We start from the raw sequence: 24,551 nt of genomic DNA, 5'->3' as shown, positions 1-24,551 counted from the left end.
TCTCAAGCCGTAATGTTGAAGGTCATTGCATCAGGTTCGCTCCACTGGCTCCATTTACGGCTTCAAGAGGCCTCCGATGCGAAGAAAAGAACTTTATATGGCGCTTGATTGATCAGTAAGAAATGTACGGCCAATGCGAGACTGTCGGATTTATGAGCGTGTTGAAATGACCCCACTCTTGATCAAAGAACGCGCTCAAAGCCATGCGCGGGCAGGGCGTTCTCAAAAACGCGATCTCCCTTTATATCAGCCTGTTACCCTTGCGTGCAATTCAAAACACAATAAATGCTCGATGGCGATTCTGCATTTGCCGAGACACCTCGTTATGATGTTGAAATTCGTGGATGTTAACATCCACCCCGCGCCATGCCTGAGCTCGCAGGAGGCGAGGTCGTGATCGCTCCTGCCCTTTTCCTCAGCTTCCTCTCGCCTGAAATCTATTCGATCGCAGCACTGGCGCTCGCGAGCCTCATATTCATGCATCGAGGGTTCCGGGGCGGCCCCCCCCTCCCTGAGGGCAGCGGCTCCTTGTTGGCGGTCTTTCTGATCATGGCAATGCTCGCCGTCATCGGTCCGACATTCATCTATGGTGGATTCGGCCGAGATTTCGAGGCGTTTAAATTCTTTATTGCCGCAGCCATGTTTTTTGTAGGAATAAATTTAGGACTTGCGCCAAAGAAAGAAGCGCCAATATTAACGATATTCTTTTTGGTACTCACGGTTTATTACGCTACGCATTCCACTAATGAAAGCATTCTCAACCAGGATGCGCTTCTCTATCCTCCTGATAATAACCATACAGCTGCCATGGTGGCGGCTTTTCTTCCGCTCGTCGTGACTCGCACAAAAGGAAGGCTTCGTTTCATTTGTCTGGCCTTGCTGATTGCTCTGGCAGCTTTCGTTTCATCGCGGGCCCTGCTGGCTTTAACTGTGGTGAGTTTTGCGGTATCATTGGATGCTGTCAGAAAAAATCGCTTTATACTTGCAATATTTGTGGCGACTGCAGTCGCAATCCTCCTTGCTCGCGGCTTGAGCCTTGGCAATTTCTCCGATCAGCTCCGGCTGCAGATCATCCAAGTCAGCCTGGACTTCGCTCGAACAGGTGGAGCGCATGCGTTCAACTTCGGGGAGGCCGCCTTTACAAACTTCCTCAACGTCTACCCGATTTACCGGCGCCTCGAAATTCAGCACGCGCACAACATGCTTCTTCAGATATGGGCGGCCTATGGCGTTTTGCCTCTGTTGGCCCTCTTAGCCTTTCTTGCCAACGTGGCGCTTAAAGCACTGCGCCTTCGCAACCAATTAACGCTCCTGACTCTTGGCATCATCATAGGGATCGGGATGATTGAATCATTGATCACCGACATACGGGCATTTGGAACGATAATGTTTGCGCTCGGCTACTCTTATTCTCGTGGCCGTCCGATCGATGCCATGAATTTCAATTCACTTCGAAGAAGTGACACAGTGACAAGCCCAAAGGTTTCGCATTCATAGAGGGAACTCCAGGGCAACGGCCTTACTTCGCTTCTGTGGGCACTCCGGAAGTTTGCGATCGTGCGTGAATAAAATCACATCGTGCACCGCCTGTCCTGGAGTTGAGGTCGCAAGTCCATACAAGTCCTATCAAAGCCTTAGGGTCGATCTTCTAGGCACAGACATGGTCGGCTCATTGATTGACGCCGAGCAATCACGCCGAGCAAAGTTGCCGGTAAGCATCATCGTGAGCATCAGCCAATACGGACTGTGGAAAAAGCCGCCGACAACGTGACAGGCCCGACCGCCCAAGCTTCTTAGCCTTGTGCGGAGACCGCGCCAGGCTCAACACGGCAGCAGCGGCCTCATCGACATCGCTTGGCTCGACGATCAAGCCTGTGGATCCGCCTGAAACCACCTCCGGAATGCCACCCACCCCATAGGCTACCGCGGGCAAGCCACGGGCCTGCGCCTCCGCCAGAACGATTCCAAAAGTCTCTTCAGGCGAAAGATGGATCATTGCATGGGCACGGTCGAGAGCTGGATATACGTCGTTGAGGGCGCCGGCAAACTTGACTGTGCCGCCCAGCCCATTTCGATTGGCGAACCTCTCGAGCTCGGCGCGGCAGGCGCCCTCACCGACCAATTCTAGAGCAACGGGAGTTTCCGGAGCGATGCGGCGCAAGCGGACCATCATCTCGAGAACGGCCTTCTGCCCCTTGTCTCCGTTCATCATCCCAATGTTCACCAACCGGAAGGGGGTCAATGGCGAACGCTTGCGCCATAATTGCTCGAATGCCTGCACGTCCGAAAGAATACGCCACTCCGGAATCGTGCTGTTGTGTATCGTCCGCACCCGATCAGAATTTACGCCACTCTCCGCTAATTGTTCAGCTACAAAGTGAGAGACGGCAATAAATGGAAATGGCATAAAGCGCAGAAATCTCTCTTTACCGCTCCCAACAACCGTGTTGACATTCTTTACCTTCGATCCGCGGCCAGCAATCCAGCTCATGAGGCCAGCGTGGGCATTGAAGCTGTGAGCAACCACAAAATCCGGTTTTGCAAGCAGGCGTCTCAAGGCGCGCACGCCCGCTATCATTCGCAACGGGGTTCGATCATCGACTCTCAGGCCGGCAATCTCGTGATGGCGGAAACCATCCGCTTCAAGGCGCTCCTTCAAAGCCCCCCCGCCACTCGCGATCTCCACATGCCAGCCCTTGGCGCGCACCGCTCGAGCGATGGCATGCATGGATATACCAGGGCCCGCCAGTTTCATGTCGGAACGCACCAGCAGGACAGCTTTTCGACCCGTCATTGCAACCACAAATCGTCTTTCTTCGGTTTGGATATTGGACTCCGCAGCGTCAGTCGCGCCTTCCGCGCGCCGGCCGTGCCTGCCAGCGCTCACGGACGAACCGACTAGCATGGCTTGCGGTATTCTAATCCGTGGCCGCTGCAACCGTGCAGCAGCGAATTTGTGCTCAAACGCCTTCTGGTTTCGTCGTGCGGAGTATTGCTGCAGAGGCTGCCGAGTTCTGGCATTCGCCCGGCGACACGCTGCTGGCTTCACCGGGAGTTCCGGCTATAACGCGCCGAATGGAAAGCGAGAATTCGATCGGCGGCGGCCGGCCCCCCATGAAACCCCGACTGCTTTGCGTCGTTTACGGCGGTGGCCATTTTCGCGCTTGCGCTCCGGTGCTGGCAGAGTTGCATGATCGCGGTTGGCATGTTGACTTGCTCGCGTTGACAACCGCTTACCGCGATGCCGTTGCAGCCGACTTCGAGCCATGGCGGGTTCGCGATCTCCTGGCGGCGGGCGACGAGGAGATGCTTGCGCTCGGACGACGGCTCGCGTCCGCCTATCCATCAAACCCGCAAATTGATGTCGAAGAGACCGCTGCGTACCTGGCTTTCGGTTATGCCGACCTGGTAGCAGCACATGGTGAAGCAAGTGCCGCGGCGATCTATGCCGAACGGGGCCGCCAGGCGTTCGCGCCGCGAACCTTGGCAGCAAGGATAATCACCCGCGCAAGCCCCGACGTAATTCTGACCACGAATGCTCCGCGCGCGGAAAAGGCGACCATCGATGAAGCGCAGGCGCGTGGGATACCTGCGATCGTGCTCAACGATCTGATTGCCAGTCCGAGCAACTTCTGGCTGCACAATCCAGATTACGCCGATCGCATTCTGGTTCTCAACGACGCCGTCCGCGATCGGTTGATCGCTAGCGGACATTCGCCGGCCAAGGTGGTCGTGACCGGCAATCCAGCCTTTGCTTCCATGATCGCCTTGCGAGCAAAGCGCGGGTTGAATTCTGGAACTCGCCCAACGGCTGTGCTTTTCGCGTCGCAGGTTTTGGTGAAAGGTGAATTGCGGCTGGCCCAAGATACCCAGAATGCCCTCCATGCCTTAGCGCGCCGTCGACCCGAATGGCGCGTGCACGTCAGACTGCATCCATCGGAGTCGAACCAGACCGATTGGATCGCCGCCCCGCTCGTCCACCTGACCGGCCTTGGATTAGAGCAAGAATTGGAATTGTGTGATGTCCTTGTCACCCATGGATCAACAGTGGCGATTGAAGCGGCATTGGCCGGCATTCCGGTAGTGCAGCAATTGGGGTCGCAATTGGCAGCGGAAACGCGTTTTGACCTGCTCGGAATCGCTGTGGCATCGACCACGCCCGACGATCTGGAGCGCGCCATCCAAATCGCTTTGGGCAAACCTCCGTTAGGGGGTGTGGCTATGCCACATGACCCCACCACGCGCGTAGCCGATGAAATTTCGAGGGTGTTCGATGCCGTCTGAAAAGTCAGTCTTGCTCGTGCGTTCGGACCTGAATCTCGCAGGGCCGGCAATTCTGATTCACGCGACCGCATTGGCACTCCGGGACACAGGGTGGTCCGTCGAGTTGGCCACTGGAGGCGGGGCACTCGTCGAGCGGTTCGAGACCGATGGGTTCGTTCACCACACGGTACCGGGGCTCGCGAGAGCGGATCGCGGGCCGGCCGCAATAGTTTCCGGAATACTTGACCTGCGCGGCATCGCGGGCCGCGGACGAACACAAGTGATACATAGCTTCAACGCCCAAGCGGGCTTTGTGGCCTGGCTCGCCGTTGTTGGCCTGAAAGCCAAGGTCATCAACACCGTGCTCGGGGCAGGCAAGGAGCGGGTGCTGCCTTGGATGCCATTTGATTTTATTGCGGTATCGGGCTTCGTCCGCCGTGCGCTCGTCGATGCAGGGGTTGCCCCGCACCGGATCAATGTCATTTACAACGCGCTGTTGTCCGAAAACCAAGTGTTCGACGACGGCCAGTTCGTCGCTGCATGGGCAGCGCGCGAACCGACGCATGCGTTTCGAGTCGTGTCAGTCGCGATGATGAACGGCGACAAGGGCCACCAGGCGGTCCTCGAAGCGCTGACTTATATCCGACGCAAGGATCCCTCAACGCCGATTCGCGTCGAATTCGTTGGCGATGGCGCCCGCCGCCCCCAGCTTGAACAATTTGCTGCAGACAATGGCCTTACAGACCTCGTCTCATTCGCTGGAGCCGCCGCCGACGTCTATCCCTATCTTGATCGCGCCCACGCCATGATCCACCTGTCCCGTCAGGAAACCTTCGGAATGGTCTTGGCCGAAGCTCAGGCCCGTGGCCTCCCAGTGGTAGCATATGCCATTGGAGGAATCCCGGAAGTCGTCGTTGACGGTGCAGCGGGCATTCTCGTCCCCGACGGCGATGTCGCCGCCGCCGCAGAGAGCATGATGGCCTTGGCCGCTGATCGCAACTGGGCTCAGTCCATGGGACGTGCCGGACTGGAGCGATGCCGCGACACGTTCATGCAATGGCACCTCGCTGAAAATCTTGAGGCTGCCTATCGCCAATCTTGATCGCAATTGTCGCCAAAACCATTCTAGCGTCGGTTCGATACCGCTCCCTGCACAGTCAATGCCTTGGCGCCGGACCCGAAGCCGAGGCGCGATTACACTTTATGTCTTTTCAGACCATCCTCGAGGAAGACAATGATGAGAACCTCTTTTCAGACGACCCATCGGAGCAATGATGAGATGGCGATCGGGACACGAAACCGAATACGCATGGGAGATGCGCTGATTTCGCGCCTTATTTTCGGAACGGCCCAATTGTTTCGGGCGGGCCTTTCGCCCCATCGTCAAGTTTTGCTGGAAACGGCATACGAGCAGGGAATGACGCATTTCGACACCGCGCCTCTTTACGGTGCAGGTGTTTCGGAAAGAGAGCTGGGCCGGTTTTTAGCATCTAAACCTGAAGCGACGGTCACGACAAAAGTCGGCCTCTACTTCCCGGGCGGCGCAGACCAGATTGAGGCGCTGATTGCGCTCCGCAAGGGCCTGGGGCGAAGGTTTCGGCCTTTGTCTCGAAGTATCGAGAATATGGACCTCGAACATGCGAAGCGATCCTTCGAAGGCAGCCTGCGGCGGCTGCGCCGAGAACGCGTAGAATTGCTGATGCTCCATGAACCGATTGCCGGACAGTTCGAACGCGACGACTGGCAATCCTGGCTTGAAGCGGAAAAATCAAGCGGGCGAATTGGAGATTATGGGATCGCAGTTGCGCCAGAAAGGCTAGAAACTTTTCTTGCCTCGGGAGAGGGGCCGCTAGGTATCACGCAAGTTCATGACAGTCTCGACGGCCGAGAGGCCGAACCACTGCTCAGTCATGGCCTGCCGCTACAAATCACGTTCGGTTACATCGGAAGTGCGGTCAAAGCGGGAAGGACCGATGTGGTCGATTCACTTTGCCGTGCAATGCAGCGAAACCGCGATGGAGCCATTGTCGTCAGCACGCGTCATGTCGATCGCGTGCTCACAATGGGCCGCGCGCTCCGAAGGTTTGAAACTTCGTTGATAGATTAATGCGGCGCTGTTTGAGCGGTAGGGCCCTTCCCAAACGGAAATTGCCTTCTGCGAACCAACCTCGAACAGATTCGTGAAAAGCGACTTTCGGGTGCACCGGCAAAACAAGCGTAGAAGGCGTTTCTGTGGGCGTTCGCCAAGTGAGATTGCGACGCGGCCCCGTCGCAATCTCACCAGACCATCAACCCGAATGCAAGTCCGACCCGACCGCCGGTTGAATCGCGCGCCGTGGAACCGGCGAATCCCTCGGATAAATACAGCTTGGGCGCAACCCGCGCGGTGACGGTGCCGGCAAAACCCTGTTCGCCGCGATAAGTCGACGCGTTCATGCTGACCGAGGCCGTGCTGTCAGGCACGATCATCGTACCGCCAAACGCCATTGCCGCCGCGATACCGCCGCGTGTTACCTGGTCGAGATCGTTGAGTCGAAAGTTGACACCAGCAGCCCGCTCTCGAGCAAGCCGACCCGATCGCCCAGCGCGCCGAACTGAGCGTCGGTGACCGCGGCGATGTGGGTCATAGATAGCCGCACGCTATCGATGGCACCGGCGGTTGCGACCGCCTGCCTGCCAAGCGTCCCGTTGGCATCGACGGTCACCACATCGACCGGTCCCACCTGTGCTGCGGTGCTGCGGTGCTGGCGGCAATGTCGCCGATACGCACCGACGAACCGGTGCCCCCCAATGTGACCTGGTTGGCCGGAGTGGTGGTCGCATTGGCACCGATGGCGGTTGAACCTGCTTGCGCGGCCTGTGCCTTTGAGCAGAGCGCTGTGGGATTGGTCGCCGCGGTGTTGGCTACTGCGGTCGACAACAGCTGGGTCGCCTGAGCGAGCTGACCGACCGCCGTGGAGTTGGTCCCAGTCGCCTGCGCGGTCTGGCCGAAGGCAACCCCTTGCGGACCGGCCTGGGCGCCGGTCCCGAACGCCGCCGATTTGGCCCCGAAGGCATTGGCCGCGCGGCCCAAGGCGGTCGCGCTGGCTGAGCGACCGACCGCGGTCGCAAAATTGGCATTGGCCACCGCGCCCGCGCCGACAGCCGTCGAGTTGTTGACCAGAGCCTGGGCCGAGGCGCCGAAGGAGGAGTCGTTGATACCCTGCGCTTTGGCCGTATAGACTGGTGCTGTTGCGTTTTCCTGCGTTGCGTTCGTGAATATGCCGATCCCAATCGCATTGGCGCCACTCGCCCGCGCATCGTCCCCCAGCGCCATGGCCCGCAAACCGGTCGCCTGCGCGCCGAGAAAATCTCCATCGTCCATCCCCGCCAATCGCCAGAGAAGCACCACCGCCCGCAAGACTGACGTTGCCGATCGCCACCGCATTCGCAGCGCTGGCCTCCGACGAGCTGCCGCTCGCGATCGCATTGTTCCCCGAGGCCAACGCGTTCACCCCGACCGCCAGGGCGTTCTGGCCGGAGACATGGGCAGTGGCACCCAGCGCGGTGCCGCCGCTTGCGCTCACTTCGGCGCGCCCGCCAATGGCCGTGGCATTGCTCGTCGCGCTCACCTGGGCCCCGGGTGTGTCAAAGGCGAAGCCCGAGCCGGGCCGCGCGGTGGTGCCGATGGCCACGGTTTTCGCGCCGATCGCCACCGCGTTCGCCCCCATCGCCACCGCCGAACCGATGCCGACGTTAGCGGTGTCGCGGTGCCGCTGAAACGGGCGATGGCGGTGTTGCCGATGCCGACGGCATTGTCCGAAACAATCGTATCGACCCCTATCGCCACGGTTCCGAACAGCTTTGCGATCGTGCTGGGGCCGATTGCCTGTGCGTTCTGACCCAGCGCCACCCCGCCTGCCTGCAAGGCGATGGCATTTTCGCCACCCGCGAAGGCACCGGTTGCGCTCGATGTCGCGCTGCGACCGACCGCAACCGCTCCGATCGCCGTAGCAGAAGCCGACTGACCCTTCGCGACCGATGCGGACGCCGAAGCCGAGGCCGATTGACCCACCGCCAGAGAGTTGATGCCCGTGGCCTGGGCATTGTGGCCGACGGCGGCGGAATCGCTGCCGCTGGCCGTGGAAATCCTGCCGATGGCGATGGTGCGATCGGCCGATGCGGTGGAATTGCTGCCCAGCGCGGTAGAAAAGGCGCCGGTCGCCTGCGCGTTCACTCCGCAGGCGGTCGAGGTATCGTCGTTGTTGGAATTGGCACCGCCGTCATTGTCGGTCGCGGCATCGACCACGCCGTCATTGTCGCGGTCGAGCAAACAGTCGTCTGCAGCCGCAACATCGGGCTGTAGGGCGAGCGTCAGCGCGGAGGCGCCGGAGAGTGCGGTCAAATTCGTTGTGCGATTGAAATAGGTCGGTTTTGGCATCCTCCTGTGGCTGCACGGAGGAAAGACGAAAGCGTCGGCCGCGCAGCGTTTTAAAGCATGCTGATTGCGACTCCAGACAAAGTCGATTGCGCGACTCGCCGCCTGTTTTCTATGACAGACGGTACTGTTCGGCGAACCTTTTCCAATATCTATCTGGTCAGGCAAGAAGCCAGTTGCAGGTCGACCCGCTAGACGCACCTTTACAATCGAGGGGGATGGGCCACGCGCTAGCCCGCATTGGTGCCGGCACCGGACAAGGTCCACTGCCCGTTAGCGATGGAAGGTTGCGTTCAATCCGATGCTCGTGCAGAGCGCCGGCAACAAGCGAAAGCGCAACGCACTTTACGATGTGCGGCCGCGGTGCCCGGAGCGTCGAGCATTTTTCAAGCCGATGGCTCGGCAATCTTGGAAGGGGCTCGCGAAGCCGCCAGAGTTTCCCCATGAGCAAAAAATGGTCTGAGTTGTGGTCTTTGGGAGCAGGAGCTTGCTTATCCTCAATTGCCAACCAGTCCGATCTCGGTGTCGGATTGACGCATTGGATGCCGCTGCCGATTGCGGCGCAAGGATAGACGAATGACGGCGACGATGAAATTGGTGCTAATTACGGCAGATCCGCGGCTCGCCTCGCTCTCGGAGAGGGCTGGCGTCGGGCGAATCATGGTCGATATCGAGCGAATGGGCAAATTCGAACGACAGAAATGTCGTGACACCTGGATCAGCAAGCACGAGCTGAGCGATGTGCGCCCGGTCGCCAATGTCCTAACCTCGGCCGATTTGATGGTTCGAATCAACCCCATCCACGAGGGGTCCCAGGGTGAGATCGATGTTGCGATCGAGGGCGGAGCACAGTCTATAATGCTGCCCATGTTTACCGATCCGTCGGAAGTCGAATCGATAGGTCGAATGATCAATTCCCGATGTGGCTTTATCCCCCTGATTGAAACAGGCGCAGCACTCGACGCGATAGACGAAATCGCATCCCAGTCTACAGTCACGGAAGTGTTTATTGGTTTGAACGACCTGCACCTTTCACTTGGCCTGGAATTTATGTTCGAGCCGCTCGTGAACGGGATGCTGGAAAAGGCATGCGAGATCCTTTCGCGTACCAACAAGCCGTATGGGTTCGGAGGTATCGCCCGCGTCGGCGAGGGCGATCTCGATGCCGAGCTTATTATGCAGCGGCACGCGCACCTAGGCTCGACCCGTGTCAATTTGTCCCGAACATTCGCCCGGTCCGAGATGGCTGGGGTGGCCGACGGCGATGACACCGCGATTGGATCGGAGGTCGCTAGACTGCTCAGCGTCTATGAAGAGGCAAAGCACGACGATGCCTTGGAAAGAATGCGAATTCATGCGCTGATCGAAGACCAGCTTGCAAACATTATCGCACGTCTGCCGAACATAGCCTAAGCCGTGTTGAAACGTTCCTTTGATATTCTGATGAGTGCTGCGGGGCTGATTGCTTTGTCGCTCCCCATTCTTGTGATGGTCGTATGGGTGCGGCTTGATAGTGAGGGCCCCGGCCTTTTCGGGCAGAGTCGCGTCGGCGAAGATGGTAAGATATTCAAGATCTACAAAATGCGGACCATGGTTGCTGATGCGGAGAAATTGGGCGATTACTCGACCCAACCGTCTGACCCACGTATCACCCGAGCCGGCGCACTGCTTCGCCGCACAAGCCTGGATGAGCTGCCCCAGCTTTTTAATGTCCTGCGGGGCGACATGAGTCTTGTCGGCCCCAGGCCCGATACACCTCACCAGCAAGCGAATTACAGTGCAGGCGACTGGCAGAAACGTATCAGTGTTCGGCCCGGCATCACTGGCTTGGCGCAAGCTCGATTGCGGTCTTCCGCCACGGCCGAGGAACGGCTCGCGCTTGACCTTGCATACGTGGATAGGCCTACATTTGGGTGCGATCTCATTATCCTGTGGGAGACCGCTCGAACTTTATTTCATCGTAAGGTGACTTAGTCATGTGCGGTATCTCCGGAATATGGTCATTTACCGGTCGGTCGATTCCGATTGATCGGGCGGCAGCGATGTCGCATGCGCAGTCTCACCGAGGTCCGGACGGCAATGGGTTTTTCTGCAACGGCCAGTTGATGCTCTCCAACCAACGGCTCGCGATCATCGATCCCGACCACGGAGACCAACCCTTTCTCTCCGATGACGGAGCTGTGGCGCTGGTTCAGAACGGAGAGATATTCAACTTCATCGAACTTGCCGCAGAGCTTGCTGAAGCTGGCATCCGGTGCAGGACAAATTCGGATACTGAAGTCATCTTGCGCGCCTACCTTCACTGGGGCACCGATTTCGTATCGAAACTGAATGGAATGTTCGCGATCGCTATTTGGGACAGCCGCGACCAAACCCTGCGACTCTACCGTGATAGGATCGGCGTCAAACCACTTTTTATCCATCACGATAGTGACGGCATCATCTTTGCTTCTGAGATCAAGTCGATCCTCGCAGGAGGGGTCGTACCGCGTCTTGATTGCCAGGCCCTCGATCTCTTTCTGACCTTCAACTACGTCCCGCCGCCCAGAACGGCGTTTGCAGGTATCCACCATCTTTCGCCAGGCTGCATGGTGGAAATACGCAAGGGCGAACCCGTGCGAGAGCGGCGCTGGTGGTCGCTCATCGAGCGCGATCTGGTCCATCAGGACGAAGCGACTTGGTCAAGTGATTTTCTTGAGCTGTTCGACGATGCCGTCAAGCTCAGGCTGCGAGCCGATGTGCCGTTTGGCGCTTTTCTGTCAGGAGGTGTAGACTCTTCGAGCGTCGTGGGCTTGATGGCCCGTCACATGGACCGGCCGGTCAAGACATTCTCAATCGGATTTACTGATCCGCGCTTCGACGAATCGGCCTTCGCCCGCCAGGCCGCGAAACGATTCCATACCGATCATGTCGAACAGATCGTTGATCCCGACCTGATGAAACTCTGGCCCCAGGTCATCTGGCATCTCGATCAGCCTCACGGCGATGTCTCCTTTCTTCCTACCTATCGAGTCGCCGAACTGGCCGGCGAGCATGTCAAAATGGTCTTGACTGGTGATGGCGGAGACGAACTTTTTGCCGGCTATGATAAACACAAGAACTTCTTTGCCGAGCGCCCCCCGGAGGAGAGTGAAACGAGTTTCAGGGCCGCCTATCTGGCAAACATCTCTCTTTTCTCGCCGCAAGAGAAACGCCTTCTCTACAGGCCGGAATTTTCGCGGGCCGTTGATTCAGACGCTCCAGCCAGTATCCTGTCCACTCACTTTACTGAAACTGCGCATTGGGATCGCCTCAATCAGGCGCTGAATATCGATATGCAGTTGCTCCTTCCCGGCAACAATCTGGTGAAGCCCGATAGGATGGGCATGGCCGTGGGTGTCGAAGCCCGTACTCCCATGCTGGACTACCGGATGATGGAGTTCGCCTTTACCATGCCAGGTGCCCTTAAGCTGAAGGACGGCGAGACCAAATATGTCTTTAAGAAAGCCGTCGCACCTTTGATCGGAAAAGAACTCGCCTATCGTAAGAAGCAGATGTTTACAGTGCCGATCGGTGAGTGGTTCAGAGACCATCTCGGTGCCCAGGCGAGAAGCACACTACTGGATAGTGGATCGTTGGTTGGCGAGCTTTTCGAAACGTCGAGAATGAAGCATTATTTGGACAGCCACATTTCACGGTCCAAAGACTATACGCGCGAGATCCGCGCGTTAATGGCCATCGAGATATGGGCGCGCGCCTATCTCAATGGTGATCCACACGAAAATAATGCCTGAGAGTCCGGTAACTTGAAACGGAGTGACAGAAGGCAACTGGAGCGGTTTTCCGAGTCCGCCTGTATAAGCGGAGAGATCGCGGCCAACTTTGACTTCTCCAATTGGCCGTTGCGCACGTTCCTTGGAAGAGCAGAGCGTTTTGGATTCCCCACATCAGCCGGAGAATTCGTGCTTTGAGCATACGGTCATCGCGGCTGATGAGCTCCACCGCTTTGCTGTTGGCCATCACAATCCTTTCGAAGGCAATCGCATTCGTGCGAGAATTGATCTTGCTGGAAAACGTCGGGGTTGGCAGCCAGCTCGATGCCTTCCTTGTCATCTTCGGCTTGGTTACCATCGTGACAGGTGCTCTGGGCATTTGCATTGTGACCAGCCTAACTTCCATGGCACAGTTGCATAAAGGCCGCGAGGCGCTCACGCGCCTGATGCGGGAAGGTTTTGCAGTAGGCGGCTTAGTCGGGATCGCCGCGTTAGGCGTCGCCTTGGCATACGCCTGGATCGTGGGTGAGAATGATGCCACAGTTTGGCGTCTAGCCTTGATTCTTCCGTGGATCGCGCCTTTTGCCGTTGTTGCGGAATATCAAGTCGCCATATTCCTGTCTCGAGGACGGCGGACACCCGTAATAGCGGGCAATATTATCGTTTCCTTGCCATTAATTTTTGTTCTTTTAATTTGTGACCTCAGCATATTTGAATATTCCTTTGGTCTCGTTGCCGGTTTTATTTTGCGCGCACTTATCTTCACATTCCTTATTATCAAGAATGAGACGTGGGAGGTTTTGTCACCGATTAAAACGCATTTGTTCAGCCAACGGTTGTGGCCAACTTTGGCTGGAGGATCCTCAATGCTGGCGGTCGGGATTATCTATGTTACCGCTCAAATGTTCGCTCGTCAGCTTGGAGACGGCCAAGCTACTATAGTCGGCTATGGATTGAAGGTACCGTTGTTCATGCTGACAACGGTTTGGTTCGTCTTGGGAACTGGCTATTTTGCCGGCTTGATGACGCATGGCACGAACGATGCAACGCGGCGGATTGCAAGATTTTCGGCAGTCAATTTGGCTCTTTTTTTGATCGCGCTAGTGGGGGTCATATCCTTAAATTATTTTACCTTCGATGTTGGCAATGCAGTCCTCGCAAATTCTGAAATTACATTCGTCCTAGCCCAAAGCCTGCCATATCTCCCGATAATTGTATTCGTTCCGATTATTGAAATGGTTCAGAGACTCGCGGCGACGACGCATAATCACAGATTTGTAGTTTATGTAGCTTGTTCAATACTTTCTAGCGGTCTACTTTGTCAGATAATAGCGATTCAGACACAAATTATCATTTGGATTAAGATATCACCGGCAATTGCAGCTGGCGCAGGGTTCCTTACCGCACTTGTTGTTCTAGCAAAAATACGCGAGCCGATGGTTGGAAAAGAGCAGGCCAACTAGAGTGTTGTCCGATCACTTTGCCAGTCCTCGTTTACCTTTGAGTAAATCGTGCGATACACTTTGGCTAGGGCCGCAATCAGCCTGGTTTAACCAGCTGTGCGGCCGACTGCGTTTGTCGTCTGTCCGCCGTGCACCACACGGAGGACGACATTCATGACCCATATCCGTCGTATCCGCCCGCTTGCCGGCCTCGCCGGCGCAACCGCACTGGCGCTGAGGCTGTTCGCGCTCCAGCCGGGCAGTGCCGCCGCCGACGACTGCCTGCTCGACACCAACAACGACGGCAATGCCGACAGCAATGTCGATGCCGACTTCGGTGCGGATTCGGGCGGCGTAGACAGCCGGCTGGCGAGCGGTAGCGGGGCCGTGGCGGCCGGCTCAAACGTAGTCACCGTCGGAAGCGGCACCGGCGCCACCGGGAGCGCATCGACCGCAATCGGCACCAAACCACAGGCCAACCAATTCGTTTCAACCGCTATCGGCGCTTTTTCGAGTTCGACCGGCACCCAGTCAGCGGCTTTGGGGGGCGGAGCGGACGCTACCGCCACAGCATCGACCGCTGTCGGGATCAATGCGCAGGCAACCGGCCTGGGCTCCGTGGCGCTGGGCAGCGGCAACACCGGCGTGCTTGCCTCCGGGGTCGGATCGATCCCGATCGGCGGCGAAGAGGGATTCAACCTTGCCGCAAAAGCCACCGCGGCCCGGGCCATTGCCATCGGCACCGGCACCGTTGCCAACACAGCCGGGGCGATTGCGATTGGCGACGATGGCGACGATGGCGACGCGCTCGGGGCGCAGGCGACCGGTTTGCAGAGCACCACACTCGGGACCGACGCGCTCGCCACCGGAGAGGAATCGATCAGCTTCGGTTATGGCGCACGGGCGACCAACACCGAAACCACCTCGCTAGGCGAAAGCGCCATCGCCTCGGGCATCGGCGCGATCGCGCTGGGCAACAACGCCTCGGCAACCCGAGACCCGCGCGCACGCGCTCGGGCGCAATTCGGTGGCTTCGGCAACCACCGCGACGGCGGTCGGCGCCCTGTCGCAGGCGACCGGCATTTACTCGGTGGCGCTCGGCGGCGGTGCCAACAGCCTTGATTCCGCCAATGCCAGCGGCTCCTATTCCATCGCCATCGCCATCGCCATCGCCATCGGCGGCGGCGTCAGCGGCAAGGCCGGGGCCGAAGCCAGCGGTTCAGATTCGATTGCTGTTGGCAACGCCAGCCTTGCGTGCGGCGATGGGGATCGGCGTATTCACGAACGCAACGCAGGAGAACGCAACAGCACTGGGCTATAAGGCCGAAGCGCAAGGTATCAACGCCTCCTCCTTTGGCGCCTCGGCCCAGGCACTGGTCAACAACTCGACCGCCGTTGGCTCGGGCGCTGTGGCCAATGCCAATTTTGCGACCGCGGTCGGTCGCTCGGCTAACGCGACGGGCGACAGCGCGACCGCCCTAGGCCGCGCGGCCAATGCCTTCGGGGCCAACTCGGCTGCTTTCGGCACCGGCGCCCAAGCCGGACCGCAAGGGGTTGACTTCGGCCAGACCGCGCAGGCGACCGGGACCAACTCCACGGCGCTCGGTCAGCTCGCTCGGGCGACCCAGTTGTTGTCGACCGCAGTAGGCAACACCGCCCAGGCCACGGCGACCAATGCCACAGCGCTCGGCTCAAAGGCACAGGCCGCGCAGGCAGGTTCAACCGCCATCGGTGCCAATGCGACCACCACTGCAGCCAACCAGGTCACATTGGGGGGCACCGACTCGTCGGTGCGTATCCGCGATATTGCCGCCAGCACCGCAGCGCAGGTGGGACCGGTCGATGTGGTGACCGTCGATGCCAACGGGACGCTTGGCAGGCAGGCGGTCGCAACCGCCGGTGCCGTCGATAGCGTGCGGCTATCTATGAAACACATCGCCGCGGTCACCGACGCCCAGTTCAGCGCGCTTTCGGGTCAGGTTTCCGCGCTATCTGGACAAGCTAACACTCTATTCGACCTTGCTGGCACCACAGACCGAGATGCCCAACGGGGTATTGCCTCGATCACAGCTGGTGCGCACCCGCACTTCCCGAGCGAAGCTGGCAAAACTAGCTACGCATCAAATGTAGCGGCTTATCGTGGAGAAGTAGGCTTTTCAGCTGGCCTTATGCATCGGCTCGAAGGCGACTTCGCAATTACCGCGGGCGTAAGTTACGCGGGCGGCAATTCGACTGCCGTGCGTGCAGGCGTCGCCGGGGAGTTCTAACACTCGGCCAAGAGGGCGGTGAAATGCCGCCCTCTTGCTCCTCAAATGCTCGGCTTCAAAAACCGTTTGGCAGGGCTGCGCTAAAACCAGTCTTCCAAAGCCAACAACACTACCGGTAGGAGACAGCCTCAAGTGGCGAACCTATCGGGCAGCAGTTATGGGAAGCAAACCGGTATCGTGAGAAAAAATCAACAAAACAAGAGGCAGTTGGCGGAGACGGAGAGGGGGCCACTGACTTGGTGCGGCGGTACGGCGTGTCGGTGGCAATGATCTAAAATGAAAACCGAAGTATGGCAGGTTGGGAGGTGTCCGAGGTCCGGCGTCTGAGGGAGGACGAGAACGCGAAGCGAGGAGCTGTGGTTCATCTCCAGGACTGCATAGATGAGCGACCGGCGGGCGTGCTGGGTCATCGATGCCGATCGCAAGAGTGTACGGCTATCATTCCACCAAGAACGATAATCTCGGTCCACTTGAGAAGCTACGCGAGCTGGCGAACCAGCGTCTCTACCATGAGGATGGGGTGGTGGTCAGACGGCGACGCAGGCGCAAGCGTATTGTCGGGACCAGGGCGCCGGCTGCCGCTCTTGCCTCGCCGAACCAGCGTTCGAGCCTCAACTTCGTTTGTGATCAGATGGCCTCTGAGCGACAGCTACGCGTGCTCAACATCGTCGATGATGTGACCTAAGAGTGACTGCGAGCGGGCGCCGGACACCTCGATCTCCGGTCGCAGGGCTGTGCGCGAAATAATCGAGCTGAATCCGCGGCGTGGCGAGCCCGGCATGATCGTCAGCGACAACGGTACGGCGCTCAACAGCATTGCGGTGCTGGCATGGGAAGATCGGTGGAGATTGGCATTATTTCGCACCGGAAAAGCCAATGTAGAACGGCTTCCGCAGAAGTTTTAACGGCCGGATTCGCGATGAACTGCTGAACGAGATGCAGTTCCTCAGTCTTTCTAATGCCCACGTCGAGATCGCGGCTTGGGTCGAGGATTACAACCGGGAGAACCGTGCTCGTCTCTTGGCTACGCAACTTCAGCGGAGTTCGCCGCCAAGATGAATAAGCAATTGTGGTTCGCAACGCCCATTGCTTCAACCGCGATCATGCGCAACCAAGCCGTCCGGCTCCTAATCCCAGGTGGAGGATAGCTCGGGGTCACGTCACCGCCTCCGCCACCGACCCGCGTGATGCGACTGCAAAAACAATAAGATGTGTTCTCGTAACCGAGAGTTTACTATCACGATAGCGACCTATCCTGAACGGGAAACTTATTGGATCGAGACCTTCAGCGGCACGATCGCTGCATTGGCCACTCCTAACTCAACCTCACCCACCCTTGATCGAGCCAGATAAAGCGAGCCGACCGGGCCATGCTTGGCCCTCTACCTAAAATCAATCGTTCCTTCTGCGGGTTATCTATCAATCCGGCGTCGAGGGTGATTTCGATCCCCTGTCCCTCCACATGAACGAGAGTGAGTTCGGAACCTGTGTCAGGATGATGCCCATTGGTAGTAGCGGCCACGTCTGCAATAACACAATTGCGCCTAATACTGCCAGTCTGGTTAACTAGCTGGATTAGCCCCGATGATCCAGAATTGAATGTTACCGGAATAGTAAAGTTGTCGTCGGGGACCGAGACAGTCAGGGGAAGCAGGTAAACCCCTTTCTTAATGCCTTCACTGTTTGTCCAATCGATACTAGCATCCCGATAAATAAATGTGCCCGGAATTGCGAGAACCGGCCGCGCATGAGGCGACCGATTACCGCCAACGAACGCGCGGGAACCTGCGAGATTGTAGATTCCCCCATGCAAATTGAGCGTACAGTCGAACCCGAAGTCGCCCGTGTGCCAATTATCGCATTTAGCTATGACGGCATCTGGTTCTTTGGTGACGAAGTCAGTTCGTATCGCATGAAGTTGGGAGTTTCGCCCGTCATAACTGCCCTCAAGGCTGACCCTTGAGTTGGGCCCGCCATTTAACTCACAAATGCCTCGATTTGTCAGGCTTTGTGTGACTCTCATTCTCATAAAAATAGACGCCATCGAGCCCGGTCCGACCGCAATATGGCCTATTTCGTGACTCGAATTTGGTGCCGCCATTTGTGCAAATGAACCGAAGTACGTCTGCAGATCCACTTTACTACCGTTAGCATCAGTATCTACGCACTCAAGAAAACCTCCTGCCTCTGCAAGAAGCCCGATAGATGCACCCTTAGACCCATCAACCTGCATTTTGCGAAGGTGAACATAAGTTCCCCGGTGAGCAGTGATCAGTGTATTGCAGCGAGCGCCTGCCTCCACTTTACCGCCCCAAATGGCAATGGAACCGGAATGCCCAGTGCAGTAAATCCCATAAGCGTATCCGTTTTTCCCTGCTTGGATCACAGTATTTGGATCTAACTTCAGGACCAGCGAACCTATGAGCCCCTCTGCCTCCTGGGAAGTTCTTCTACCAGACCTCAGTTGGTCGATGTAAATGACTGCGGGCCGATCCAAGGATTGAGGCGCTCGTGAGCTCGTGGAATAAATGCCCGGTCCGATGTCAATTTGGACGCTAAGGTCGACAAGCTCGGGCAGACTATCTAGGGCGCGTTGAGGTGTCTTGAATGCTGTGGTTGGAGAAACACCGTCTCCTACCGTATCATTCCCATCGATACGGACATAAACCGTCTGCGCCTCGCTGTTTCCCATCCTCTGGGCTTCCTTGGGTTGGAACAGGTCCTCGGTCAAAAGCCGCCCGGCAAAGCCACTGACGAAAGTGCCCGCGATAACCGGCAGACCTAGGAAGTTGCGGCGAGGGATCATTGTCTATCGGCTGCGTTCAATATGATCCTGTCACTTATCTTAGTTTTTTGGGGCCGCAACCTGCGTCGCCAATTTAGCAGAGGTATGAAAGCCAGCTTCCGGTACTCAGTAGTGCGTCTCATCAGGCATTGCCGGAGGATTGCATTCCCCTGCCGCTTTGTCCTCGTATGTCTCTCGTCAGCCAGATTGCCCCAAGCGCCAACAAAGCCATAATCGTCGGCGTTCGTGCCGGATAATCAGTAACGCTTGCTCCAAGAACGAGGGCCACAATGATCGATCCTACTCTGGCGAGAGGCTTGGAACCTGCAGATCTCTGATCCGAGAACCAAGCGTTGAAACTCCGAAGAACGAACCAAACAAGCGCGGCTGCAAAAACGATGAGGCCGAGAAGGCCGCCTTCAAGGAATATTTGCAGCCAATCATTGTGCGCGAGATTGATATACTGGGATCTCAACAGATCGTCCGGTTCGCCGATGCGGAACACCGGGTCAAAGGTCCCAAAGCCCGTCCCGGCAGGAAAGTAGCGTTGCGACATATCCAACACGATGGGCCAGATTTGCAAGCGCAAATCGGCTTCGCTCTCAAGAGTTGATGCACGCTCTACCGAGACCGCACGGTCTAAGCCGATACTAAGCCAAATGGTCCCGAATACGACTGCTATCGCCACGAGAGCTATTGGTAAGGCAACCTTAAGGGCCATAGCATTGAACTGCTGCGCAGCCCGCTTGCGAAATGCAATAAAGGTCAACACGATGCCTGACAGTCCAACTACGACGCCGCTTCGCGATCCTGTCGCAAGGAGCATCAAGATAAAGATTACAATGAGTCCGAAGGCTGCGACAGCTTTCCAAGGCAGCGCCTCATCACCGAATGCCCATGCCAGTGCCAGAACGCAACCGATCGCCAGAAACAGCGCAAAATGGTTGCGGTTCGCGAAATTCCCAGACACGGAGCCGGTTACCATGTTGATCAGCGGGTTATCAAAATTGGCGCCCGAGAACTGCAGCGCCCCTAGGACTGTTCCCACCCCCACCATTGCCAGTACCAAAATTGCGATCCGCCAATGTTGCTCGCGGGTCAGGTTGGCCGCAAGCAAAATGACCACCGCGGGCACGATCAAAGAAGAAAGCGCGTTAGTGGAACCGCTCGGAGAGATTGAGAGCGGGCGCCAAGGTTGCTCTGCTCCTGTCAATACGGCCGCTTTGGCGAAGATTGCACGCCCAGGAAGTTCGGCCCAGATTTCTGGGGGCAATGGAAGTAGTTGTAAAGCCACTAGAAGCGCTGCCGCGCCGAGGATGATCGCCGGCTCCCTAAGGGCTCGCCAATCAACCCGTGGCAGCGCGAGAATGACCGTCACAATCAGTGACCAGGCGGACAAACGCACGACAGACTGACCTAGCACGTCGGCGCGCGAGGACCCCCCGGCTACCCACAGGATTGCCAGAAACGCGACGAGTAACCAAAACGAAAGGGCGGATGCGCGGTCGGGCGCGGCGGAAAAACGAGGCATGACCTAGCGAATAGCCAATTCCCACCTCTGAGCAAACCGAATAGCTGTCATAAAATTTGGATTCGACCATCACCTCGCGATGTACTGCGAATTGTGCCGGACCCAACGATCGACGGTCGCACTCTGTGCCCGGACAAGCGCAGCTTGTTGTACAATGGCAAGGGTGGGAGTGCCATTAGCGGTAACTGTACCAGGTTGACCACTGCTGCTGCTCGGAGAAACCGAAATGGGGTCGCATTAACTGCGGCGGTCACGGTCGAAATGTGTTGGTCCGATATCGTTAGCTGGAACGCGGTGTTAGTAGCGCGTGAGCGCGACGCAGCAGGAAACTCATTACCGGGCATGTCGATTTAGTCGGTTGCCGCAAATTTCTCGTTGAAAGCGAGGGCGCGTGCGTTTCTGCGATCGTGGTGGAGGACGGGGCGATCGTGATCGATCGCGGGGAAGTGCCGGTGTCGATGCCAGCCGGAGCAGGCGTGCGGTAAATAAGCAATGATCCTGTTGGATCGGACACCCGTCTCGCAACACGCAGCGTGGCCAATGTCTGGGGCCGCGCTCAACTGCCTCCATCATTCGCCCGCGTTGAACAGGAGCCAGTGGGGGAGGGATTGAACCCAGCGCGCTGATTCCGGAGATATTGGGTAAATACCTCTTCACTTACGCGAAGCTCTCAGTCTCAGTCCACCCCGCGAGGGCCAGGCGGGCGAGGGCATGCTGGGCAATGACGAATGCCGGCTAGTCCTCGATGCCGGACCCGGCGCACGACTGGCAATCAGATATGACCGAACTGTTTCGCGTGACGAAATGCTCGTCGCATCGCTAGTCGGGGCGATCAAGAGTTTGCTCGCATTGAAGAAGGTTGGGCCAAGCGCTTTTTTTCTTTTCCCGAGGGCACAATCCAGACGATCAGCTGGGGCGTATCTAGATGAAAAACAATTTAATAGGCTGAAATAGCCAAGTAAATTCTATCAATTATGCTGAAGACTTGCAAACTTATCGCCTACTATCGCGGTAATGCCGTCATCATCCAAGTTTGTCTACGCGACGAAGGGTGGTGGACGGAGGATCGACTGTCCAGAGCACATCTAATGGCCTAAAATGCCAATCTATAACCGTTTCCATCTCAGGGTCGAGCATGGCGTTTGGGAGCGCATCTTCTCGAGAATGTGAGACGAGGGCATACCTACCAAGCTGCTTATCAATAGCGCCTCAGGCAATTATTTTCACGGAAGGAAAGGCCTCACCACGCGAAAAATCGAGATGCGTAAAGGCAAGACAACTAGCACAGGCCGGAACCCAACTTGTAAGGGAGCCAAGCCCCGGGAAAATGCCATTCGCGGACCTAAGAAAAAATTCCCGTAGAAATTTCAAAGGGGTCGCAATGGGCGTGGAAAGCAGAGCATTGACCTTCCCACACAGCAGGCTACACAGTTTCTCACGCCGTCAGAAACTCACGGTTTTCTGCGGACTTTGGCGTGTGGGAAAGGCGGATCAGAATCTCGCTACCCGTTCCATCCCCTTCGATGCACTTAAGCATCCGACCGCCGGCAACCACATGTTCGGTTGATGTGCGATCCTACCGGGTCCCCGCTGGATAAAATCGCGGCCGACCTTCCCGCCGAAGCCCAGCCCGTCTAACTCCTGCGCTATGAGGGCGCAAATCGAAATAGGTCGAGATACCGAAGGGCAAAGCGTGCCAATCGATATCGAGGAGCTGCTCGGCACGCGCCTGCTCGTGCAGGGCAATTCCGGTTCGGGAAAATCGCACCTGCTGCGCCGGCTGCTGGAGCAAAGCGCCGGACTGGTGCAGCAGGTGGTGATCGATCCCGAAGGGGATTTCGCGAGCCTTGCGGACAAGTTCGATCATATCGTCATCGATGGCGCCGCCCATACGGCGGGTGAGATCGAGGCACTGGCGCGAAGGGTCCGCCAGCACCGGGCTTCGGTGGTACTGGCGCTGGAAGAGCTCGAAGTCGAGCAACAGATCCGCTGTGCGGCCCTGTTCCTCACCGCGCTGTTCGACGCTCCACGCGAGCATTGGTTTCCGGCGCTGGTGGTGGTGGACGAGGCGCAGATGTTCGCTCCCGCTGCGGCCGGCGAGATGGCCGAGGATACGCGCCGACTGACGCTATCGGCGATGACCAATCTCATGTGCCGCGGACGGAAGCGCGGGCTGGCTGGTGTCGTCGCCACCCAGCGGCTCGCCAAGCTGGCCAAGAACGTCGCCGCCGAGGCGTCGAATTTCCTCATGGGGCGGACGTTTCTCGATATCGACATGCAGCGCGCCGCCGATCTTCTCGGGATGGACCGCAGGCAGGCCGAGCGGATCCGCGATCTCCAGCGCGGCCAGTTCCTGGGGCTGGGGCCGGCGATCAGCCGCCGCCCGGTCGCTGTCCATGTCGGCGCTGCGCAGACCGGCGGCAAGAATGCCGGGGCGGGCCTGATGCCGTTGCCCGAGACCGGCGGCGACGAGATGGAAGCCCTGCTCCATGTCGAGTTGGCGCGGGAAGTGCAGGGGCCCGCGCCGCGCCACGTCGCGCCGAAGCGCAATTCGGCGACCGATTTGGAGCAGGCGATCCTCCATCGGGCCAGCCAGCCGCCACCGCCCCGAGAAGACGAAGTCAAGGACACCGCGGCGCCGAGCACCGCCCGTCCCGCCCCAGACCAGGAACCGGGCGAAATGAGCGTCGGGCAAATCATGGATGAGCTGGCGCGGCAGGACGGGGCCACTTTCCGAACCCCCGGCATATTGTTCCGTGAGTTCCTGACCTCTTGCCGCCAGCACGGCGTGGTCAGCGCCCATATCGACATGATCGAGTTTCGGCGCCGGTTCGCCTTTGCCGTAGCGGGTGTCGACCAGCTATCGTCGGCGGCCCGCGAGTCGCTCGAAGCGCTGGCCCAGGAGGTGGATGAAGATGTCCTCGCCCCATACCTTGCGATTGCGGTTGCAGCGCTTCATGGTTGCACAAAACCCGACGACGATGAATTGGCGCGCGTGTACGGGAGCTCCTCGCCGGGCCGCGTCCGTCGGCTTCTCGACCATCTGGAACGCAGCAATTTGATTGCGGTTCGTGAGGACTTTGCCGGCGAGCGGACGATCAGCGTACTGGGGCTGGAAAGTATTGCCTCCGATTGAGAATTCCGCTGCGCCGCCGCCTGGTGCCTATGGCCTAGGCAAGCCGGCCTGCGACAGGGCCATATTATCGATCAGCCGGGTTCCGCCGATCCTCGCGGCCACGAACAGCCGCGCGTTTCCGCCCGGGTGGTCGAGCCCTTCCAGCGTGTCGGCGTCGCGCAGTTCGGCGTAGTCGACGCTGTCGAAGCCGTTGGCGAGCAGGGTCGTGCGCAGGGTGTCGAGGGCTTCGCCAACCGGGGTTCCCGCCGCTATCGCCACGATCGCGTCGCGCATGGCGCGGGGCAGCGTGGCGGCGTTCTGGCGTTGCTCGGGGGTGAGATAGGCGTTGCGGCTGCTCATCGCGACGTCGTCGGCTTCGCGCACCGTCGCGATACCGTGGATCGCATCCACCGGTGGCTGCGTCAGATCGAGATCGCGCGCCATCCGGCGGATGACGGCGAGTTGCTGCCAGTCCTTCTCGCCGAACAGCGCCATATCGGGGCGGACCTGGTTGAACAGTTTGCAGACCACGGTGGCGACCCCGTCGAAATGCCCGGGCCGGTCGGCGCCGCACAGGCCCGCGCTGACACCGGAAACCGTGATATTGGTGGCATAGTCGGCGGGGTAGACCTCCTCTGGCGCGGGCGCCCACAGCAAGGCCACCCCCTCGGCCTCGAGCAGTGCCGCATCGCGCTCCATCTGTCTCGGGTACGCATCCAGATCCTCGCCGGCGCCGAACTGGCGCGGGTTGACGAAGATCGAGGCGACGACGTGATCGGCCTGCCCACGCGCGGCGCGGATCAGCGACAGATGGCCCTCGTGCAGCGCCCCCATGGTCGGTACCAGCGCCACGCTCGCGCCCGTACCCGCGCCCGACCCCGCACCGCCGCGGCGCAGTGCGGCAATTTCGCTTCTCAACATGTCGAGCCGAGTGATGGTTTGCACGCGCTATGCCCCTCCCGTAAGGCGTTTGGCCAGT

20 protein-coding genes and 2 pseudogenes are annotated in these 24,551 nt (G+C 58.4%); 13 read left to right on the top strand and 9 right to left on the bottom strand.

What is annotated here, in order from left to right; translation table 11 throughout:
- The first annotated feature begins 393 nt into the window (after positions 1–393).
- The gene (locus A9995_RS04945) at positions 394–1,497 is read left to right on the top strand and encodes a hypothetical protein (protein ID WP_168157336.1); all 1,104 of its coding nucleotides are present in this window, start codon (positions 394–396) and stop codon (positions 1,495–1,497) included.
- Positions 1,498–1,690: 193 nt separating this feature from the next.
- Here the strand turns inward: A9995_RS04945 and A9995_RS04940 are convergent, their stop codons facing one another.
- Positions 1,691–2,887: a glycosyltransferase family 4 protein gene (locus tag A9995_RS04940; RefSeq protein WP_168157335.1), complete on the bottom strand. Its 1,197-nt coding sequence runs from the start codon at positions 2,885–2,887 to the stop codon at positions 1,691–1,693.
- Between the two features lie 38 nt (positions 2,888–2,925).
- On the opposite strand from A9995_RS04940, the gene A9995_RS04935 reads away from it, so the two are divergent.
- The 3 genes from A9995_RS04935 (at position 2,926) to A9995_RS04925 (ending at position 6,370) form a co-directional block, all read left to right on the top strand.
- Positions 2,926–4,284 (top strand): hypothetical protein, encoded by a 1,359-nt coding sequence (locus A9995_RS04935; protein WP_145916813.1) that lies wholly within the window; start codon positions 2,926–2,928, stop codon positions 4,282–4,284.
- Positions 4,253–5,365: a glycosyltransferase family 4 protein gene (locus tag A9995_RS04930; protein ID WP_082992491.1), complete on the top strand. Its 1,113-nt coding sequence runs from the start codon at positions 4,253–4,255 to the stop codon at positions 5,363–5,365. Before A9995_RS04935 ends, A9995_RS04930 begins: the two co-directional genes overlap by 32 nt.
- 207 nt (positions 5,366–5,572) lie before the next feature.
- Positions 5,573–6,370 carry an aldo/keto reductase gene (locus A9995_RS04925; RefSeq protein ID WP_168157334.1) on the top strand — a complete coding sequence of 266 codons (798 nt, stop codon included), beginning with the start codon at positions 5,573–5,575 and terminating at the stop codon, positions 6,368–6,370.
- Between the two features lie 170 nt (positions 6,371–6,540).
- Here the strand turns inward: A9995_RS04925 and A9995_RS04920 are convergent, their stop codons facing one another.
- The 5 genes and pseudogenes from A9995_RS04920 to A9995_RS04905 all read right to left on the bottom strand — a co-directional run bounded on the left by A9995_RS04920 (position 6,541) and on the right by A9995_RS04905 (position 8,647).
- Entirely contained in the window at positions 6,541–6,750 is a 210-nt protein-coding gene (locus A9995_RS04920; RefSeq protein WP_067609921.1) for a YadA-like family protein, read from the bottom strand.
- Between the two features lie 23 nt (positions 6,751–6,773).
- The gene (locus A9995_RS04915) at positions 6,774–6,968 is read right to left on the bottom strand and encodes a hypothetical protein (protein ID WP_145916812.1); all 195 of its coding nucleotides are present in this window, start codon (positions 6,966–6,968) and stop codon (positions 6,774–6,776) included.
- A complete protein-coding gene (locus tag A9995_RS04910; protein ID WP_067609917.1) occupies positions 6,965–7,627 on the bottom strand; it encodes a hypothetical protein in 663 nt (220 codons plus the stop codon). Before A9995_RS04910 ends, A9995_RS04915 begins: the two co-directional genes overlap by 4 nt.
- A gap of 52 nt (positions 7,628–7,679) precedes the next feature.
- A pseudogene (locus tag A9995_RS17615) lies at positions 7,680–7,973 on the bottom strand (hypothetical protein); the annotation flags it as partial.
- Positions 7,871–8,647, bottom strand: a complete 777-nt coding sequence (locus A9995_RS04905; protein WP_168157332.1) for a hypothetical protein — start codon at positions 8,645–8,647, stop codon at positions 7,871–7,873. The gene A9995_RS04905 and the pseudogene A9995_RS17615, both read right to left, overlap by 103 nt.
- A gap of 609 nt (positions 8,648–9,256) precedes the next feature.
- Between A9995_RS04905 and A9995_RS04900 the strand changes: the two genes are divergently transcribed.
- The 8 genes and pseudogenes from A9995_RS04900 to A9995_RS17320 all read left to right on the top strand — a co-directional run bounded on the left by A9995_RS04900 (position 9,257) and on the right by A9995_RS17320 (position 17,289).
- Complete coding sequence (locus A9995_RS04900) at positions 9,257–10,093, top strand: aldolase/citrate lyase family protein (RefSeq protein ID WP_082992489.1); 837 nt, start codon at positions 9,257–9,259, stop codon at positions 10,091–10,093.
- A gap of 6 nt (positions 10,094–10,099) precedes the next feature.
- Entirely contained in the window at positions 10,100–10,654 is a 555-nt protein-coding gene (locus tag A9995_RS04895) for a sugar transferase (protein WP_067610332.1), read from the top strand.
- 2 nt (positions 10,655–10,656) lie between these two features.
- Positions 10,657–12,453 (top strand): asparagine synthase (glutamine-hydrolyzing), encoded by a 1,797-nt coding sequence (gene asnB / locus A9995_RS04890; protein WP_067609913.1) that lies wholly within the window; start codon positions 10,657–10,659, stop codon positions 12,451–12,453.
- 197 nt (positions 12,454–12,650) lie between these two features.
- The gene (locus A9995_RS04885) at positions 12,651–13,895 is read left to right on the top strand and encodes a hypothetical protein (protein WP_067609911.1); all 1,245 of its coding nucleotides are present in this window, start codon (positions 12,651–12,653) and stop codon (positions 13,893–13,895) included.
- Between the two features lie 153 nt (positions 13,896–14,048).
- Positions 14,049–14,996, top strand: coding sequence for a hypothetical protein (locus A9995_RS04880; RefSeq protein WP_067609909.1), 948 nt, complete (start codon positions 14,049–14,051; stop codon positions 14,994–14,996).
- Entirely contained in the window at positions 14,902–15,195 is a 294-nt protein-coding gene (locus tag A9995_RS04875; protein WP_145916811.1) for a hypothetical protein, read from the top strand. Before A9995_RS04880 ends, A9995_RS04875 begins: the two co-directional genes overlap by 95 nt.
- Complete coding sequence (locus tag A9995_RS16975; protein WP_067609905.1) at positions 15,137–16,141, top strand: hypothetical protein; 1,005 nt, start codon at positions 15,137–15,139, stop codon at positions 16,139–16,141. The genes A9995_RS04875 and A9995_RS16975 overlap by 59 nt, the downstream gene beginning before the upstream one ends.
- Before the next feature lie 143 nt (positions 16,142–16,284).
- Positions 16,285–17,289, top strand: a pseudogene (locus A9995_RS17320) (integrase core domain-containing protein).
- Between the two features lie 167 nt (positions 17,290–17,456).
- Here the strand turns inward: A9995_RS17320 and A9995_RS16540 are convergent.
- A complete protein-coding gene (locus A9995_RS16540; protein ID WP_145916808.1) occupies positions 17,457–18,947 on the bottom strand; it encodes a hypothetical protein in 1,491 nt (496 codons plus the stop codon).
- Between the two features lie 121 nt (positions 18,948–19,068).
- A complete protein-coding gene (locus A9995_RS04855) occupies positions 19,069–20,457 on the bottom strand; it encodes an O-antigen ligase (RefSeq protein ID WP_067609901.1) in 1,389 nt (462 codons plus the stop codon).
- A 1,648-nt stretch (positions 20,458–22,105) separates the two neighbouring features.
- Here A9995_RS04855 and A9995_RS04850 point away from each other — a divergent pair.
- Positions 22,106–23,593 carry an ATP-binding protein gene (locus A9995_RS04850; RefSeq protein ID WP_067609899.1) on the top strand — a complete coding sequence of 496 codons (1,488 nt, stop codon included), beginning with the start codon at positions 22,106–22,108 and terminating at the stop codon, positions 23,591–23,593.
- Positions 23,594–23,620: 27 nt separating this feature from the next.
- On the opposite strand, the gene panC is transcribed toward A9995_RS04850, so the two are convergent.
- Complete coding sequence (gene panC / locus A9995_RS04845; protein ID WP_067609897.1) at positions 23,621–24,517, bottom strand: pantoate--beta-alanine ligase; 897 nt, start codon at positions 24,515–24,517, stop codon at positions 23,621–23,623.
- Positions 24,518–24,551 lie beyond the last annotated feature (34 nt).

The organism is Erythrobacter sp. QSSC1-22B (genome assembly GCF_001678665.1).
Classification (GTDB): Bacteria; Pseudomonadota; Alphaproteobacteria; order Sphingomonadales; family Sphingomonadaceae; genus Qipengyuania.
Note: the sequence above shows the minus strand (reverse complement) of the source record. Positions and strands in the feature narration are given on the sequence as shown.